The organism is Derxia gummosa DSM 723, from assembly GCF_000482785.1.
Lineage (GTDB): Bacteria > Pseudomonadota > Gammaproteobacteria > Burkholderiales > Burkholderiaceae_E > Derxia > Derxia gummosa.
Genome location: NZ_AXWS01000018.1, coordinates 48,274 through 65,484, shown reverse-complemented (window position 1 = coordinate 65,484; position 17,211 = coordinate 48,274). Strand labels below are relative to the sequence as shown.

Below are 17,211 nucleotides of genomic sequence, written 5' to 3'. Positions count from 1 at the left end.
CGGCCGCGCCCGCGCCGGCCTCGCGGCGCGCCCGGCCGCAAGCCGCCACCCGCGCCGCCTCAGAACTCGAAGCGCCCGCCCTGCCCCGCCAGATGGTCGCGGAAGGCCCGCACCCGCGCCGACAGCAGCCGCGCACGCGGGTACACCACATGGATCGGCTTCGGCCCGCCGGCCTGCCCCGCCAGCACCTCGCGCAGGCTGCCGTCGCGCAGATGCGGCATCGCCTGATAGCTGAACACCCGCACGATGCCGTGACCGCGCAGCGCCGCCTCGATCAGCGCCTCCAGCCCGTTGCAGGCGAAGCGCCCGTGTTCCGAGCCGGGCAGGCGGCCGTCGCGCACGCCTTCGAGCAGCGCATGGCCGGCGAGGTCGGCGCGCGTGGCCGGCTCGCCGTGGCGCGCGAGGTAGTCGGGGCTGGCGCACCAGACGCAGCGGGTCTGGCCGATGCGCACCGCGCGCAGCGATGAATCGGCCAGCTCGCCGATGCGCACCGCCGCATCCACGCCCTCGGCGATGAGGTCGATCTGCCGGTCGTCGAGCAGCAGCGTCGCCGACAGCGCCGGCTCGCGCGCGAGCAGCTCGAACAGCGCCGGCGCCACATGCAGCCGGCCGAACATGCGGGGCGCGCTCACCATCAGCCGACCGCTCGGCTCGGTCTGACCCTTGCGCGCGCTCGACTCGGCCTCGCCCACCAGCTGCAGCACCTGGCGCGCGCGTTCGAGATAGTCGGCGCCCTCCTCGGTCAGGCTCAGGCGGCGCGTGCTGCGCTGGAGCAGCCGGCTGCCGAGATGCGCCTCCAGCGCCGCGAGCGCGCGCACCACGCTCGCCAGCGACCGGCCGGTCTGGCGCGCCGCCTCCGACAGCGAGCCGGCATCGACGATGCGCACGAAGGTTTCCATCGCGGCGAGGCGGTCCATGCGATTGCTCCGTTTGGTGAATCAATCCAGTGCGGATGGCGGGGATTATCGGCGGCGGGCGGCGTGAATAAGCTGCGGTGCATGAACTCAGCCCGCCCGTCGCCGCCGGCCGCCACGCCGCTTACACCCACCAATGCGCCACTCGCGGCCGCCGCGCCGCTTGACGCGGCCGGGGCCGATGCCGCGCGGCAGCCCGGCATCCGCGCTCCCGCCGCCCGCATCACCGGCTGGGACCACGTCGGCATCCGCGTGTCCGACCGCGACGAGGCGCTCGCCTTCTACGCGCGGCTCGGCTTCCGGCTCGTGCTCGACCTGCCCCGCCACGAGGCCGCCGAGCTGGAGACGGCCGACGGCGTGCGCATCAACCTGATCTTCAACGGCGCGCGCCGGCCCGGGCGGCGCAACGTGCTGCTCGACGAGCCGGTCAAGCTGCCGGGCATGACGCATCCGGCCTTCGTCGTGCCCGACCTCGGCGCGCTGCAGACGCTGCTCGCGCGGCACGCCATCCCGATCACCGAAGGGCCGCATCCGATCGGCCCGAGGCGAATCGCGCTGTTCGTGCGCGACCCGGACGGCAACGTCCTCGAATTCAACCAACTCATCGGAGGAGACGACGCATGAAGCTTTACGACCTGAGCCTGTCCGGCAACTGCCACAAGGTGCGCCTGTTTGCCGCGCTGACCGGCGCGCCCGTCGAGATCGTCCCGGTGGACTTTCTCGGCGGCGAGCACAAGAGCGAGCCGCTCATCGGCATGAACCCCTTCGGCGAGATTCCGGTGCTGGTGGATGGCGATGTGGTGCTGCGCGATTCGCAGGCCATCCTCGTGTACCTCGCGCGCAAGCACGGCGGCGACGCCTGGCTGCCGACCGCCGCCGAGCCGCTCGCGCGCGTCATGCAATGGCTTTCAACGGCAGCCAACAACGTGCAGCACGGGCCGGCGGATGCGCGGCTGATCGACAAGTTCGGCTATGCGCTCGACAAGGCGCATGCGCTGCGCGTGAGCGCCCAGTTGCTGGCCATCCTCGACGCGCATCTGGCCACGCGCGACTGGCTCGAACTCGGCCGGCCGACGATTGCCGACATCGCCGTCTTCCCCTACGTGGCGCTCGCGCCCGAGGGCGGCGTCAGCCTGGAGCCGTGGCCGAACGTGCGCGCGTGGATCGGGCGGATCAAGGCGCTGCCGGGGTTCGTGGGGATGCCGGGCATCGAGTGACGGGCACGGCGGCGGGCCTGTTCGCCATCGCCGCCGAGCCGCCGCGCGGGCCACGCCGGCGGCGCGGTACCGCTCAGGCCGCCACCGCCCGCTCCGCGCCCTGCAAGGCCCACATCTGCGCATACAGCCCGCCGAGCGCGAGCAGCGCCGCATGGCCGCCGCGCTCCACCACGCGGCCCTTGTCGAGCACGAGGATCTCGTCGGCATCCACCACCGTCGACAGCCGGTGCGCGATGACCAGCGTCGTGCGGTCGCTTGCAATCGCTTTCAGCTCGCGCTGGATCGCCTGCTCGCTGCGCGTGTCGAGCGCCGACGTCGCCTCGTCGAACACGAGGATCGCCGGGTTCTTGAGGATGGTGCGGGCGATGGCCACACGCTGCTTCTCGCCGCCCGACAGCTTCAGTCCGCGCTCGCCCACCACCGTCGCGTAGCCGTCGGGCAGGCCGGCGATGAAGTCGTGGATGTGCGCCGCCCGCGCCGCCGCGACGATCTCGTCATGACTCGCGCCGGGCCGGCCGTAGGCGATGTTGTATTCGATGCTGTCGTTGAACAGCACCGTGTCCTGCGGAACGATGCCGATGGCCGCGCGCAGGCTCTGCTGGGTCACGTCGCGGATGTCCTGGCCGTCGATGGTGATGCGCCCGCCGTCCACGTCGTAGAAGCGGAACAGCAGCCGCGCGAGCGTGCTCTTGCCCGAGCCGCTGTGCCCCACCACCGCCAGCTTGGCGCCCGGCGCGATCGTGAAGCCCACGCCGAACAGGATCTGCCGCTTGTGCGCGCCGTCGGCCGTCTTGTCGTAGCCGAAGTCCACCTGCTCGAAGCGCACCTCGGGCGCGCGGCTGCGGATTGCAAGCGTTTGCGCGCCCGGCCGGTCGGCCACCTCGCGGTGCTGCTCCAGCAGGCCGAACAGCCGGTCCATGTCGGCGATGCTCTGCTTGATCTCGCGGTAGATCACGCCCAGGAAGTTGAGCGGCACGTACAGCTGGATCATGAAGGCGTTGACCAGCACGAGGTCGCCGAGCGTCATGCGGCCGTCCACCACGCCCAAGGTCGCGCGCCACATGATGGCCGTCACCGCCATCGCGATGATCGCGCTCTGCCCGGTGTTGAGCAGCGACAGCGAGGTCTGCGAGCGGATCGCCGCGCGCTGCCAGGCGGCCATGCTCTCGTCGTAGCGGCGCGCCTCCCAGTCCTCGTTGCCGAAGTACTTGACCGTCTCGTAGTTGAGCAGCGAGTCGATCGCCTTGGTGCTGGCCGACGAGTCCAGCTCGTTCATCGTGCGGCGCAGGCCGGTGCGCCATTCGGTCACGCTGATGGTCCAGCCGATGTAGAGCACCAGCGCCACCACGGTGATGCCCGCGAACCACGGGTCGTAGCGCGCGACCAGGATGCCGATGATCAGCCCGAACTCGATCAGCGTCGGCAGGATCGAGTAGAGCGTGTAGCTCACGAGGCTCTGGATGCCGCGCGTGCCGCGCTCGATGTCGCGCGTCACGCCGCCGGTCTGCCGCTCCAGATGGAAGCGCAGCGACAGCGCATGCAGATGCCGGAACACCTCGATCGCCGCCTTGCGCACCGCGCCCTGCGTCACCCGCGCGAACACGAACTCGCGCAGCTCGGTGAACAGCGTGGTCGCGAGCCGCAGCAGGCCATAGCCGACGAGCAGCGCCGCCGGCACGACGATGGCCACCGTCGCAGCCGACTGCTGCGCCACCGCGCCCGGCGCGAGCCGGTCGACGATGGCCTTCATCACGAGCGGCACGCCCACGTTGGCGCCCTTGGCCGCCGCGAGCATGAGCAGGGCCAGCGCGACACGCGCCTTGTGCTCGAACAGATAGGGCAGCAGCGTGCGCAGCACCTGCCAGTCGGATTTCTGGCGAACGATCTGGGGGGCCGGTCCGGCCGTGGGACGACGCATGCCGCGCATGGGATGTGGCTTTCGCTGGCTGAAGGCTGGCAGGGGGAAGCCGGCGATTATCCCGCCGCGCGCCCCGCGCCATCACGCGCGGCGGAACGCCGCCCGTGCGCGCGGGTCGGCGCGGTGGCGGTGTTTCCGTGCCCGACCGTACGGGGTCGCATGCCATCATCGGCGCCCGCGTCCGGCCCTCGCGGCGGCGCGGCATCCACCCGGAACCCACGCGCCAGCCCAGCACCATGAACCAGCCGCTCAATCCGCCCCACCTACCCGGCGTCATGCCGGTCCTGCGCCTCATCCCGATGCCGGCCGACGCCAATCCGTCGGGCGACGTGTTCGGCGGCTGGATCATGTCGCAGGTCGATCTGGCCGGCAGCGTGCCGGCGGTGCTGCGCGCGGGCGGCCGGGTGGCGACGGTGGCGGTCAATGCCTTCGCGTTCAAGGCGCCGGTCAACATCGGCGATCTGGTCAGCTTCTTCGCGCGCATCGTCAAGACGGGGCGCACGTCCATCACCGTCGAGGTCGAGGTCTGGTCGCAGCGTCGCTGGGGCGCGGCCGAACTCGTGCAGGTGACCGACGCCACGCTCACCTACGTGGCCGTGGGCAGCGACGGCAAGTCGCGCGAGCTGCCGGCCGAGGCCTGAGCCGAAGCCCGCGGCCTCGGCCGCGCGCCTGACGCGCTCCGGCCGGCATCGCGTCGGCGCCAGCCGCGCATTGCCGCGCCGCCGCGCTGCGGTCGAGCCCGTCCGAGCCGTCGCGACGACCTTTCAAACCACCTTCCAGACCCTTTCCGCAACCCTTCGGAAATAATGCGTTGAATTTTTAATACGAACCATTCTCATTACTATCAACATTAGCTAGGGTTGTTACATCGCAACCCGATGTCCTCACGGAAAAGACCATGTCCCGGCGCAAACCCTCCCTCCACAAGCCCGCCAGCCTGCGCATGCGCAGCCAGCCCGCCAACGCCACGTTCGGCGGGGTTGCCCTCGGTCTCACGGCCGCGATGCTCGTGCCGCTCGCGGCCCAGGCCCAGAGCGGCGAATCGGTGATGCCGGCGATCAAGGTCGAGGGCAAGAAGATCGATCCGAACCCGAACGCCGAAGTCGGCGTGCCCTACAAGGCCAAGACCTCGGGCGACGTGCGCCACACCCGTCCGCTGGCCGAGACGCCCCAGGTCATCACCGTCATCACGCGCGACGCGCTCGACGATTCGGGCCAGACACAGATGACGAGCATCCTCGACAGCGTGCCCGGCATCACCCTCGGCACCGGCGAGAACGGCAATGCCTTCGGCGACCGCTACATCATCCGGGGCCAGGAAGCGCGCTCCGACGTGTTCGTCGATGGTCTGCGCGATCCGGGCATGACCACGCGCGAAAGCTTCGCGATCGAGCAGCTCGAAATCTCGAAGGGCCCGAATTCCAGCTTCGCGGGCCGGGGCACGGCAGGCGGCGCGATCAACGCGATCACCAAGCAGGCCACGCTCGACTACGACTTCACGCGCATCAACACCGGCTTCGGCAGCGACGACTACATGCGCATCACCGTGGACTCGAACCGCGTCGTCACCGACGACATCGCGGTGCGCGTCAACGCGCTCTGGGGCGAGGAGGACGTGCCCGACCGCTCGCCCGCGAACCGCAGCCGCAAGGGCCTGGCGCTGTCGGGCCTGTACGAGATCAGCCGCGACCTGTCGGTCACGCTCGACTACTACGGCCTGCGCGCCAAGGACAAGCCCGATCTCGGCAGCTACATGGTCGGCGCCGGCACGCGCAGCCGCCCGGCCGCCAACACGCCCGTCTATACCCAGGCCCAGGACTTCATCAAGTCGGACGTGGACACGCTCACCGCGCGCGTGAAGTGGGACATCGCGCCCGACACCCACCTCACCAGCAGCACGCGCTACGGCGAGACCAGCAACGGCTACGTGACCACCGGCGCGGTGTATCGCGGCACGGCCGTGGCCTCGGACGGCAGCACCTACACCCCGGTGCAGCTCGACAACCACCAGGGCTGGCAGGAGGTGAAGTACTTCGCCCACCAGACCAACCTGCGCCACGACACCGTGCTCGCCGGCATGAAGCACGAGCTGATCGGCAGCGTCGAATACACCGATCACAAGGTGGACAAGGGCAACTACAGCCTCGGCTACACCGGCGCCACCAACTGCACGCTGCGCAACGCCACCACGGGCGCGACCAGCGGCGGCTATTGCATCTACGACCCGTCGGGCAACACGGTGAACGGGCTCAACACCCTCATGGGTCGCACCATCACCAAGGGCGCGCAGACCAACGCCTGGCACATCCGCACCCTGGCCGCGTCGGTGATGGACACGGTGGACCTCACCGACCGCTGGACCGCCTTCGGCGGCCTGCGTCTCGACCATTTCCGCTGGTCGCTCGACGTGCTCAACTCGGGCACGAACAACGGCAGCTACAAGTACTCCGACACCCTGGTCAACGCCCACGGCGGCCTGACCTACAAGCTCACGCCCAAGGGCATCGTGTACGCCAGCGTGGCGAGCGCGGCCGACATCAACGGCGGCGAAGCCGATGCCGGCACCAACAGCGGCTACGGCGGCGTGATCATCAGCAACGGCTCGGTCGCCGGGGCCAAGCCCGAGAAGTCGCTCAACTACGAGCTGGGCACCAAGTGGAACCTGCTCGACGACAAGCTGCTGGCCACCGCCGCCGTGTTCGAGACCACCAAGCGCGACGTGATGGAAGGCAACGGCTACGCCACCGTCGGCAGCTTCAACAGCGGCAAGAACCGCGTGAAGGGCGTCGAGTTCAACGTGGTCGGCAACGTCACCGACGACCTGACCGCGAGCGTCGGCGGCGTCTGGATGAAATCGAAGGTGCTCGAATCGGCGACCGCCACCAATGTCGGCCGTCCGCTCAGCAACTTCGCCGACAAGTCGGCCTTCGCCCAGCTCAAGTACCGCTTCGTGCCCGACTTCTCGGCCGGCAGCACGGTGCGCTACGAGAGCGCGCGCTGCGCGGGCCAGCCCGACACCGCCGCCGGCTATGTGCTCGCCACCGGCGAGTGCAGCTGGCTGGTGCCGGCGTATCACGTGGTCGATTTCTTCGGCAGCTATCGCGTGAACAAGAACATGGACATCCGCGTGAACGTGCTCAACGCGTTCAACAAGGACTTCTATCTCGCCGCCTACCGCTCGGGCTCCTATGTGTACAAGGGCGATGCGCGCGCCGTGCGCGTGACGCTCAGCTACGAGCTGTAAGCCCCGAACATCGCTTCGTGCCGGGCCTCGCCGCCCGGCGCGGGGCGAGCCGAGCGCGCCGGCCAGCGCGTTCCGCTCGCCCTCCCTTGCGCCGGATCCGCCCGGCACCGCAGCAGCCATCCCCGACATGAGCCAGCCCGACGCCCGCCATGCCCCGCTCGCGCAGATCCCGCCCGGGATCGCCTGCGCGCGCGACTACGAGCTGCTCTGCGAGCACTTCATCCCGGCGCCGACGCTCGCCTACCTCGCCGGCGGCGCCGGGCACGACCGCACGCGCGACGCCAACCTCGCCGCCTTCGACGACTGGACGATCTGGCCACGCCTGCTGCGCGACGTCACCCACGGCCACACCCGGCTCGCGCTCGCGGGCGCCGAGCTGAGCCATCCCTTCCTGCTCGCGCCGGTCGCGTTCCAGAAGCTTGTCCATCCCGGCGCCGAGACCGAGACCGCGCGCGCCGCCGCCGCGCTCGGCGCCTGCCTCGTTGCGAGCACGCTGTCGTCGGCGCCGCTGGAGGACATCGCCACCGCCAACGCGGACGGACGGCGCTGGTTCCAGCTCTATTTCCAGCCCGAGCGCGCGGCCACGCAGGCACTCGCGCGGCGCGCCGAGGCCGCCGGCTACGAGGCGCTGGTGGTCACGCTCGACGCCGCCATCCGCCTGCCGAGCCTGAGCGCGCTGCGCGCCGGCTTCGTGATGCCGGCCGACTGCGCGGCCGGCAATCTGCAAACCCTTGCAGCATCGGCCGAAGCCTTTCCCGCCGCGCCGCCCGGGCAGAGCCGCATCTTCCAGGGCGCGATGCGCGCCGCGCCCGGCTGGGCCGACCTCGACTGGCTGCGCTCCGAAACGCGCCTGCCGGTGTGGGTCAAGGGCGTGCTGCATCCCGATGACGCGGCCGACTGCCGCGCGCGCGGCATCGCGGGCGTGATCGTGTCCAACCACGGCGGCCGCGCGCTCGACGGCGCGCCCGCCAGCCTCGCCGCCCTGCCCGGCGTGCGCGCCGCCGTCGGCGCCGACTATCCGCTGCTGTTCGACGGTGGCATCCGTTCCGGCGGCGATGCCTTCAAGGCGCTCGCGCTCGGCGCGAACGCGGTGCTCGTCGGCCGGCTTCAGGTGTGGGCGCTGAGCGTGGCCGGCGCGCTCGGCGTGGCCCATGTGCTCAAGCTGCTGCGCGAGGAACTCGAAGCCTGCATGGCCCAGGCCGGCTGCGCGACGCTCGCCGACATCGGGCCGCACTGCCTCGCCGCCGCGCATGAACCGCTCGCCGCAGTGCGCGCGATCCCCCCTCATCCCTGCGGGCCGGCGGACTGACCGCCGCCCTTCACCGCACACCGCACAGGCCAGCCCATGCTCATCCCGATCGAAGGCGTGCTCAGCCGCGACGAGGTCGCGCAATTCCGCGCCCGGCTCGACGCCGCCCAGTGGCAGGACGGCGCCGCCACCGCCGGCGCCCTCGCCGTGCTCGTCAAGCGCAACCAGCAGCTCGACGACGCGAGCGAGACCGCCATCGCGCTCGGCCACCACATCCTGCGCAAGCTCGGCGCCAACCCGCTGTTCGTGTCGGCCGCGCTGCCGCGCCGCATCCATCCGCCCAAGTTCAACCGCTATGCCGACGGCGGCACCTATGGCGCGCATGTGGACGGCGCGGTCATGAACCTGCCCGACGGCAGCACGCTGCGCACCGACCTGTCGGCCACGCTCTTCCTGTGCGACGCCGACGAGTACGACGGCGGCGAACTCGAGATCGAGACCGTGTACGGCGTGCAGTCGGTCAAGCTCGACGCCGGCGACCTGATCCTCTACCCGTCCACCAGCCTGCACCGCGTCACGCCCGTGACGCGCGGCGCGCGCGTCTGCTCCTTCTTCTGGATCGAGAGCCTCGTGCGCGACGAAGGCGAGCGCGGCCTGCTGTTCGACCTCGACCGCGCCATCCAGGGACTCACGCCCGTCGTCGGCCGCGACAACGACCAGCTGCTGGGCCTGACCGGCGTCTATCACAACCTGCTGCGGCGCTGGGCCGTGACCTGAACCCGCCGCGCCGCCGGCCCGACGCCACGCGGCGCGCCCCCGGATCGCCCGCTCGCGGGCGTGCAAGCCCGCCCCGCGCGGGGCATCACCCACCGAAGGAAACCCCCATGAAGCTGCAATCCGTCCTCGCCGCCCTCGCGCTCGCCGGCCTCGCCACCGCCGCCTCGGCCCACGGCGACGTCAGCTGCCCCAAGTACCCGAAGGAAGAATGGCGCCCGCACACCGAGCTTCAGGACAAGCTCACGAAGGAAGGCTGGACCGTGCGCCGCATGGAAAAGACTCCCACCTGCTACGAGGTCTATGCCAAGACGCCGGACGGCAAGCGCGTCGAGGCCTTCTTCGATCCCAAGACCTTCGAGCAGGTCGAGGCCAAGTGAGATGAAGGTCTGGGACCTGCCGGTACGGCTGCTGCACTGGAGCCTCGCGGCGCTCGTCATCGCGGCCTGGAGCACCGGCGGCAGTTCCGGACCGCTGCATGAATGGCTCGGCTACGGCGCGGGCGCGGTCGTGCTCGCGCGCGTGGTGTGGGGCTTTGCCGGCGGGCGGTACGCGCGCTTCGCCCAGTTCGTGCGCGGGCCGCGCGCGACGCTGGCCTATGCGCGCGCGGTGCTGGCCGGTACCGAGCCGCATCACCTCGGCCACAACCCGCTCGGCGGCTGGATGGTGCTGGCGCTGCTCGGCAGCGCCGGCGCGCTCGCGCTGAGCGGCGCGCTGTATGTGAGCGACTGGCTCTGGGGCTACGAATGGCTCTATCTCACGCACGCGACGCTGGGCTGGATCGTCGTCGCGCTGGTGCCGCTGCATGTGGCCGGGGTGGTGTTTACCGGCCATCGGCAGCGGGAGAATCTGGTGCGGGCGATGCTGACGGGCCGCAAGCCCGCGCCGACCGACCGCGCCTGAGCGCCGGACCATTCCTTGCTCGCCCGCCCCGCGCGGGCATCTCCGCCCGACAAGCCCTGCAAACCCGACAGCGGCTCCCCCACACCGGCGAACAAGGAAAGCGCGAACCATGCTCAAGCGACAGTACGCAAAGCTCCGCTACAGCCCGAGCGGCTGGGTCATCACCCTGCTCGGCGAAGACTGGAAGACGGTCGGCAACGACCAGCTCGCGGCCCAGGAAGAGGCCGACGGCATCAACGACGCCTGCGTCGGCCTGTCGCAGGACGACGTGCGCAAGAAGTACCTGACCAAGGCGGCCTGAGCGCCGCCACGCCCGCGCCCCCAGGTGCCACCGCGTGGCGCGGGCCGCCGGTCGGCGCCCGCCGGCTTGCGTGCCGCGCCTCAGGCCACCCGCCCGAACCACCACACGCTCAAGCCGCCCGCGAGCAGCGCGAGCACCCCGCCCGCGAGCGCGAGCAGCGCGGTGATCTCGGTTTCCTTCACCTCGAAGGCGATGCGGCTCGACAGGCCCGAATACACCTGGCGCAGATCCTCGGCGTTGCCGGCGTAGAAGTAGTTCGCGCGGGTTTCGTCGGCGATGTGGCGCAGCGTGTCCTCGTCGAGGCGCGCATGCAGGCTCCAGCCGTCGAACTCGACGGTGCCGCCGTCCTTGGTGCCGATGCCGACCGTGTAGATCTTCACGCCGCGCTCGGCGGCCATCTTCGTCGCCTCGGCCGGCTCGACGCCCGTGGTGGTCTGGCCGTCGGTCAGCAGCACGACGGCGGCCGAGCTGTAGGAGCCGGGCGGCACCGGCGTGAAGGGCGGCGGCTTCCTGTCCTTGTCGCCGGGGCCGCGGTCGGAATCGCGGCCGGTGGCCTCGTCGATCTCGATGCCCGCGTCCGGAAACAGCGTCGCGAGCGACAGCACGATGCCCGAGCCGATCGCCGTCCCGCGCTGGAGCTGGAAGCGGTCGATCGCGGCGAGCACGTCGTCGCGGCTGAGCGTCGGCGCCTGCACGACCGAGGCCGTGCCCGCGAAGGACACGACGCCGATGCGGATGTCGCGCGGCAGCTCGCGCACGAAGGTGCGCGCGGCTTCCTGCGAGGCGGTGAGGCGGTCGGGCTTGACGTCGGCGGCGCGCATGCTGCCCGACACATCCATCGCCAGGATGATGGTCTGCTGCTGGAGCGGCAGCTTCACGCGCGCCGTCGGCCGGCTGCCCGCGAGCAGCAGCAGCGCGAAGGCGAGCAGCAGCAACGCCGGCGGCAGATGGCGCCGCCAGGCGGGTGTCCGTCCCGCCGCCGCGCGGATGAGGTCGAGCTGGGCCACGCGCAGCGGCGTCGGCTTGCGACGGCGCAGCAGCAACCAGTAGCCGAGCACCGCCAGCGGCACGAGCGGCAGCGCCCAGAGCAGTTCGGGCCAGAGGAATCCGATCATCGCGGGGCTCCTTGAGCGGGGGCGAGAGGGGCGGATGCGCCTGCGCCGACCGCCGGGGCCGCGCCGCCGGGCGGCCGGACCTTGTGCCAGCGCCTCGGCGCGAGGCCGGGCGGACGGCGCTGGCGCAGCGCGATGCAGCGCAGCAGCGCGTCGAGCAGATCGTCGCCGGCGGCGAGTTCGAGCGTGTCGGCGCCGGCGGCGGCGAGCGCGTCGGTGATGGCCGTGTCGCGTTCGGCGGCGAGCGCGGCGAGGCGGGCGGCGAAGCCGGGCGCGTCGGTATCGACCGCGAGCTGCTCGCCGGTCTCGGCGTCCTCGAAGCGCACCCAGCCGAGGCCGGGCAGCAGCGCGTCGGTGGCGTCGGTCACGCGCACGGCCATGAGGTCGTGGCGGCGCGCGAGCCGGCCGAGCGGCGCCTGCCAGCCCGGCGCGCCGAGGAAATCCGACACCACGAACACGAGGCTGCGGCGCGGAATGCTGCCGGCCGCCGCGTCGAGCAGGCGCGCGAGTTCGGTGGCATGCGGCGCGGGCGCGGCGACCGGCGCGCGCAGCGCTTGCAGCAGCCGCAGCACCTGACGCCGGCCCGCGCCGGGCGGGACGGGCTCGATGCCGGCACCGGCCAGCGTCGGGCGCGTGGCGGCAGGCGCATCGGCGCGGGCCGGGCGCGCGCCCTCGCCCGCACCGCCACGGCGCGCATCGGCGCGGTCGCGCGCGGCGGCCCCGCGCGGCGCGGTCGCCGCCTGCGGCCGGTAGATCAGCGCACCCACGCGGCAGCCCTGGCGCGCGAGCACGCTTGCGAGCACCGCGACGAAGCCGGTCGCCACCGTCTCGGCCCTCGGCCCGCCGTCACGCGCCGGCGCGACGCTGCCCGACAGGTCGACGAGGAACCACGCCGCCAGCTCGCGCTCCTCGGCGAACAGGCGCACATGCGGTTCGCCGGTGCGTGCGGTCAGGTTCCAGTCGATGTGGCGCGGATCGTCGCCGGGCTGGTAGAGGCGCAGGTCGGCCAGCTCCAGCCCGTGGCCGCGCCAGAAGGTGCGGTGCTGACCCGGCAACAGGCCGTCGAGCGGGCGCAGCACCGTCCATTCGAGCCTGCGCAGCAGAGCCTCCGGCGTGTCGGGAGCCGGCGCGGCGCGGCGGGCTTCGCCGGCGCGCGGGCCGGCGCCACCACGTGGGTTGGCGCCACCACCCGGGTCGGCGGCCACGCCCGGCGACCGGCCGACTGGCGCGCCGCGCGGGCCGGTGGCGCTCACCGCGCCTCCCGCAGCACGGCCTCCGGCGCCGGCACGCGCGCGAGCACTTCCGCCACCAGCGCGTCGGCCGTGATGCCGGCGGCGAGCGCCTCGTAGCTCGGCACGAGCCGGTGCCGCAGCACGTCGGGCGCGAGTTCGGCCACATCCTCGGGCAGGGCGTAGTCGCGGCCGCGCAGCAGCGCCAGCGCCTGGGCCGACTCGACCAGCGCGATGCTCGCGCGCGGACTGGCGCCGAAGTCGAGCTGGGGCGCCAGTTCGGCCAGGCCATGGCGCGCGGGCCGGCGCGTGGCGTCCACCAGCCGCACCGCGTACTGGATCAGGCCCGGATCGGCATACACCTCGCGCCTCTGGTGCTGGAGCGCCGCGAGCTGCTCCATGCCCGCCACCGCCTGCACCGCCACCGGCTCGGCGATGGCGCGCTGCACGATCACCATCTCCTCCTCGGGCTGCGGGTAGTCGACCAGCACCTTCATGAGGAAGCGGTCCACCTGGGCCTCGGGCAGCGCGTAGGTGCCTTCGTTCTCGATCGGGTTCTGCGTGGCCATGACGATGAAGGGGCGCGGCACCGCATGCGTCTCGCCGGCGATCGTCACCTGACGTTCCTGCATCACCTCCAGCAGCGCGCTCTGCACCTTGGCCGGCGCGCGGTTGATCTCGTCGGCCAGCAGCAGGTTGGCGAACACCGGGCCGAGCTGGGTCGTGAAATCGCCGCTGCGCTGTTTGAACACGCGCGTGCCGACGAGGTCGGCCGGCACCAGGTCGGGCGTGAACTGGATGCGCCGGTAGCTGCCGCGCAGCGTCGCCGCGAGCGTCTTGACGGTCAGCGTCTTGGCCAGCCCGGGCACGCCTTCCACCAGCAGATGGCCCTGGGCGATGAGCGCGACCAGCACGCGCTCGAGGAAATGGTCCTGGCCGACGACGATGCGCTTGACCTCGTAGAGGATGCGTTCGGCGAGCGCGGCGGCTTCGGCGGCGTTGACTTGCTGCATGGGTGGCTCCGTGGTGAGGATCAGAACGGCGACATCCCGACCGCGCCCATCGCGGCCTCGATCGGTACCGCGAAGCCGATGCCGATGAAGGTGTCGAGCGGGGTGGGATTGAGGATCGCGGTGACGATGCCGACCACCGCGCCGTCGAGCGTGAGCAGCGGTCCGCCCGAATTGCCCGGATTGGCGGCGGCGTCGAACTGGATGAGCCCGGTCATCGGCGCGTCGGTCTCGGGCGCGCCGAAGCGCCGGCCGAGGCCCGACACCACGCCCGCCGTGGTGGAGGGGCCGAGTCCGAAGGGAAAGCCGATCGCCACCACTTCCTGGCCCGGTTCGAGGCCGGCGGTCGAGCGCAGCACGGCGGGGCGCAGGTCGTCGGGCACGACGCGGGCGCGCAGTACCGCGAGGTCGATGCGCGGGTCGGCGCTCACGAGATCGGCGCGCGACTCGCTGCCGTCGGCGAAGGTGACGCTGATGCGGTCATGGCCGCGCACCACATGCAGGTTGGTGAGGATGGTGCCGTCGGCCACGACCACCACGCCGGTGCCGATGCTGCTGCGGCCGTCGGGTGGCGCGGGCGGGCCGCTGCCGTCGGGCGATTGCGGCGCGTCGCGTCCGGGCACGCGCTGGCGGTCGGCGCGTCGGGCCTGCGGGCCGGGACCGGGCTGCGGATCGGATCGGGCCTGCGGGTCGGTGCGCGCGTCGGGCGTGCCGTAGGCATGCGGCGCGCCGGGCGGATGGGCGAAGGGCGCGGCGGGCGACTTGCCGGCGCGGGCCGCGCCACCCGGCCGGTCGGCGGGCGGGGAGTCATGCTCGGCGCGCACCCGCACCACCGCCGGCGCCACCCGGGCCTGGGCCGCCGCGATGGCCGAGGCGAGCGGCTTGCGGGCAATGGAGTCGCGCAGCTCGCGGTCAATCTCGCGCATCGACGGCATGACCGGATCGGGCCGCCACCAGGCGCCCCAGCCCGCGACCGCGCCCACCGCGAGCAGCGCGGCGAACCAGAAACCGCGCTCATGACGACGCAGCCAGCCGCCGAACCGGACGCGCCGCGACGGAGCGACAGGCGAGCCGGCATCGATGCCGACCGCGGCCCCCGCGCCGGCGACCGGATCCTCCGGCACGCCGGCACCGGGGCCGTTCGTGCCAAGACCGCCGGGCAAGCCCGGCGCGGCGCCGCGCGAGCGCGCACCACCCCGCCCGGCATCCGGACCGGAACGACTGACGATGGGCCGACGCTGCATGGCGACCTCCGCGCAAGGCCGGCGCCTGGCCGACCGCCGGGCGCCACCGGAAAACTGTCCGCCGTCGCTTGTGGCGACGGCGAAGTGTTACGCGCCCGGGGCCGTCACGGGCAAGAGGAAGTCGGTCCGCATCCCACAGAGCAAAACCGCCACCCGCGATGCAGGTTTCGGTCACCGCGCGTTCGGCAGTCGGCTGTTGCGTGATGAAGCGGCGGTCCTGGCGGCCGATCCGGAGCTGGCGCCTGCGGCACAAGCAGGGGCCATGGAAATCCCGGAGGGTCATTCCGCCGGAAATGCAAGGTAACACCGCGCCATGCGGGTGTATGAACTGGAAGGCAAAGCGCCGATTTATCCATGGGTCGGTCGGGGGCGGCCCGAAGCCACCATACCGTCCTGAATCTGCCACCCATCAGGTGACCGCCAATGCCCCATACCAAGCACATCACGCAGCGCGAATTCCACTACCCGGACGACGCGACGCTCATGTCGACGACCGATACCGACAGCCGCATCGTCTATGCGAACGCAGCCTTCGTCGCCACGTCGGGCTATACGGCCGACGAATTGCAGGGCCAGCCGCACAGCATCGTCCGCCATCCCGACATGCCGGCCGAAGCCTTCGGCGACATGTGGGCCACGCTCAAGGGCGGCGAGTCGTGGTCGGCGCTGGTCAAGAACTGCCGCAAGGACGGCGACCACTACTGGGTCCGCGCCAACGCCACGCCGATCACGAGCGGCGGCCGCGCCGTCGGCTACCTGTCGGTGCGCACCAAGCCTGGCCGCGACGAGGTGGCGGCGGCCGAGAAGCTGTACGCGAGCTTCCGCGACGGCAGCGGCCAGCAGCGCTGGCGGTTGCGCAAGGGCGTGCTGCTGCGCCGGGGCGCGGGCGCGCTGCTCGACATCTCCAAGGTGCTGCCGCTGCGCTGGCGGCTGTTCCTGCCGCTGCTGCTGCTGTGGGTGGCCACCTGCGCGGGCGCGGCGCTGCTCGGCCTGCCGGCCGGCGAGGTGACGATGCTCACCTTCGCCAGCGCGCTGCTGACCGCCGTGGCGGCCTGGTGGCTGCATGTGCAGATCGCCCTGCCGGTCGAGCGGCTGCGCGCCCACGCCCAGCGCGTGGCGAACGGCGAGCACACCTACGAGACCGTCAACCGCATCGACGAGATCGGCATGACGACGCGGGCGATCAACCAGCTCGGCCTGATGCTGCGCTGGGTGGTGGACGACGTGGCCAGCCAGGTCGATACCGTCAAGCACGCGAGCGGCGAGATCGCCGCCGGCAACCAGGATCTGAGCGCGCGCACCGAGCAGGCCAGCGCCAGCCTCGAACAGACCGCCGCGTCGATGGAGGAGATGAGCGCCAACGTCATGCGCAGCGCCGACACCGCGCGCGAGGCGGCGTCGCTGTCCGACGCGGCCAACGATGCCGCGCTGCGCGGACGCGATTCGGTCGGCCGCGTGACGCACACGATGGACGGCATCATCGAATCGAGCCGGCGCATCGGCGACATCATCGGCGTGATCGACGGCATCGCCTTCCAGACCAACATCCTCGCGCTCAACGCGGCGGTCGAGGCGGCGCGCGCCGGCGAGCAGGGACGCGGCTTTGCCGTCGTGGCGAGCGAGGTGCGCGCGCTGGCCGGCCGTTCGGCCGAGGCCGCGCGCGAGATCAAGAGCCTCATCGGCGAAAGCGGCGAGCGTGTGGCCGAGGGCGCGCGCGAGGTGCACGAGGCGAGCCAGGCGATCTCGGGCATCGCCGATCACATCGAGCGGGTGCGTGCCTTCATCGGCGAGATCAGCGGTGCCGCGCGCGAGCAGGCCGACGGCATCGAGCAGGTGAACCAGGCCGTCAGCCTGCTCGACCAGGGCACGCAGCAGAACGCCGCGCTGGTCGAGCAGACCACCGCCGCCGCGCACAGCCTGAGCCATCAGGCGACCCAGCTTGCAAGCGCTGTCGGCACGCTGCGTCGCCACTGACGGCATGCCATCCCGGGGATGCGCCGCCCGGCGCCCGCCCCGCAGCGCCAGCCCGGCACGCGCCGTCGTGCCAACGGCGCCCTTCCCCGCCCCCGCGTCCCGCTCCTGCGGCTAACGTGTCG

16 protein-coding genes are annotated in these 17,211 nt (G+C 72.1%); 10 read left to right on the top strand and 6 right to left on the bottom strand.

Going from position 1 to position 17,211, the window contains the following annotated elements:
• Nucleotides 1–59 precede the first annotated feature (59 nt).
• The gene (locus H566_RS0116775) at nucleotides 60–917 is read right to left on the bottom strand and encodes a LysR family transcriptional regulator (RefSeq protein ID WP_028312337.1); all 858 of its coding nucleotides are present in this window, start codon (nucleotides 915–917) and stop codon (nucleotides 60–62) included.
• An 81-nt stretch (nucleotides 918–998) separates the two neighbouring features.
• Between H566_RS0116775 and H566_RS0116770 the strand changes: the two genes are divergently transcribed.
• Entirely contained in the window at nucleotides 999–1,538 is a 540-nt protein-coding gene (locus tag H566_RS0116770) for a VOC family protein (protein WP_084545220.1), read from the top strand.
• Complete coding sequence (locus H566_RS0116765) at nucleotides 1,535–2,131, top strand: glutathione S-transferase family protein (RefSeq protein WP_028312335.1); 597 nt, start codon at nucleotides 1,535–1,537, stop codon at nucleotides 2,129–2,131. The genes H566_RS0116770 and H566_RS0116765 overlap by 4 nt, the downstream gene beginning before the upstream one ends.
• 73 nt (nucleotides 2,132–2,204) lie before the next feature.
• Here H566_RS0116765 and H566_RS25915 read toward each other — a convergent pair whose 3' ends face one another.
• A complete protein-coding gene (locus H566_RS25915; RefSeq protein ID WP_156924479.1) occupies nucleotides 2,205–4,049 on the bottom strand; it encodes an ABCB family ABC transporter ATP-binding protein/permease in 1,845 nt (614 codons plus the stop codon).
• 236 nt (nucleotides 4,050–4,285) lie between these two features.
• Between H566_RS25915 and H566_RS0116755 the strand changes: the two genes are divergently transcribed.
• From H566_RS0116755 to H566_RS0116725, 7 genes are all read left to right on the top strand, one after another.
• On the top strand, nucleotides 4,286–4,690 hold the full coding sequence (locus H566_RS0116755; protein ID WP_028312334.1) for an acyl-CoA thioesterase: 405 nt from the start codon (nucleotides 4,286–4,288) through the stop codon (nucleotides 4,688–4,690).
• A gap of 257 nt (nucleotides 4,691–4,947) precedes the next feature.
• Nucleotides 4,948–7,293, top strand: coding sequence for a TonB-dependent receptor (locus H566_RS0116750; RefSeq protein WP_028312333.1), 2,346 nt, complete (start codon nucleotides 4,948–4,950; stop codon nucleotides 7,291–7,293).
• A 127-nt stretch (nucleotides 7,294–7,420) separates the two neighbouring features.
• On the top strand, nucleotides 7,421–8,602 hold the full coding sequence (locus H566_RS25910; RefSeq protein WP_084545219.1) for an alpha-hydroxy acid oxidase: 1,182 nt from the start codon (nucleotides 7,421–7,423) through the stop codon (nucleotides 8,600–8,602).
• Between the two features lie 36 nt (nucleotides 8,603–8,638).
• On the top strand, nucleotides 8,639–9,319 hold the full coding sequence (locus H566_RS0116740) for a Fe2+-dependent dioxygenase (protein ID WP_028312332.1): 681 nt from the start codon (nucleotides 8,639–8,641) through the stop codon (nucleotides 9,317–9,319).
• A gap of 107 nt (nucleotides 9,320–9,426) precedes the next feature.
• The gene (locus tag H566_RS0116735; RefSeq protein ID WP_028312331.1) at nucleotides 9,427–9,696 is read left to right on the top strand and encodes a PepSY domain-containing protein; all 270 of its coding nucleotides are present in this window, start codon (nucleotides 9,427–9,429) and stop codon (nucleotides 9,694–9,696) included.
• A 1-nt stretch (nucleotide 9,697) separates the two neighbouring features.
• Nucleotides 9,698–10,219 (top strand): cytochrome b/b6 domain-containing protein, encoded by a 522-nt coding sequence (locus H566_RS0116730; RefSeq protein WP_028312330.1) that lies wholly within the window; start codon nucleotides 9,698–9,700, stop codon nucleotides 10,217–10,219.
• 109 nt (nucleotides 10,220–10,328) lie between these two features.
• Nucleotides 10,329–10,520, top strand: a complete 192-nt coding sequence (locus tag H566_RS0116725) for a hypothetical protein (RefSeq protein WP_028312329.1) — start codon at nucleotides 10,329–10,331, stop codon at nucleotides 10,518–10,520.
• Between the two features lie 80 nt (nucleotides 10,521–10,600).
• Here H566_RS0116725 and H566_RS0116720 read toward each other — a convergent pair whose 3' ends face one another.
• From H566_RS0116720 to H566_RS0116705, 4 genes are read right to left on the bottom strand one after another with little or no spacing between them, the layout of a single operon-like run.
• Nucleotides 10,601–11,632 (bottom strand): VWA domain-containing protein, encoded by a 1,032-nt coding sequence (locus H566_RS0116720; RefSeq protein ID WP_028312328.1) that lies wholly within the window; start codon nucleotides 11,630–11,632, stop codon nucleotides 10,601–10,603.
• Nucleotides 11,632–12,885 (bottom strand): DUF58 domain-containing protein, encoded by a 1,254-nt coding sequence (locus H566_RS25905; protein WP_425387960.1) that lies wholly within the window; start codon nucleotides 12,883–12,885, stop codon nucleotides 11,632–11,634. Before H566_RS25905 ends, H566_RS0116720 begins: the two co-directional genes overlap by 1 nt.
• The gene (locus H566_RS0116710; protein ID WP_028312327.1) at nucleotides 12,882–13,874 is read right to left on the bottom strand and encodes an AAA family ATPase; all 993 of its coding nucleotides are present in this window, start codon (nucleotides 13,872–13,874) and stop codon (nucleotides 12,882–12,884) included. The genes H566_RS25905 and H566_RS0116710 overlap by 4 nt, the downstream gene beginning before the upstream one ends.
• A 20-nt stretch (nucleotides 13,875–13,894) precedes the next feature.
• Nucleotides 13,895–15,115 (bottom strand): trypsin-like peptidase domain-containing protein, encoded by a 1,221-nt coding sequence (locus tag H566_RS0116705; protein ID WP_051378900.1) that lies wholly within the window; start codon nucleotides 15,113–15,115, stop codon nucleotides 13,895–13,897.
• A gap of 423 nt (nucleotides 15,116–15,538) precedes the next feature.
• Between H566_RS0116705 and H566_RS0116700 the strand changes: the two genes are divergently transcribed.
• The gene (locus tag H566_RS0116700) at nucleotides 15,539–17,089 is read left to right on the top strand and encodes a methyl-accepting chemotaxis protein (RefSeq protein ID WP_028312325.1); all 1,551 of its coding nucleotides are present in this window, start codon (nucleotides 15,539–15,541) and stop codon (nucleotides 17,087–17,089) included.
• The last annotated feature ends 122 nt before the right edge of the window (nucleotides 17,090–17,211 follow it).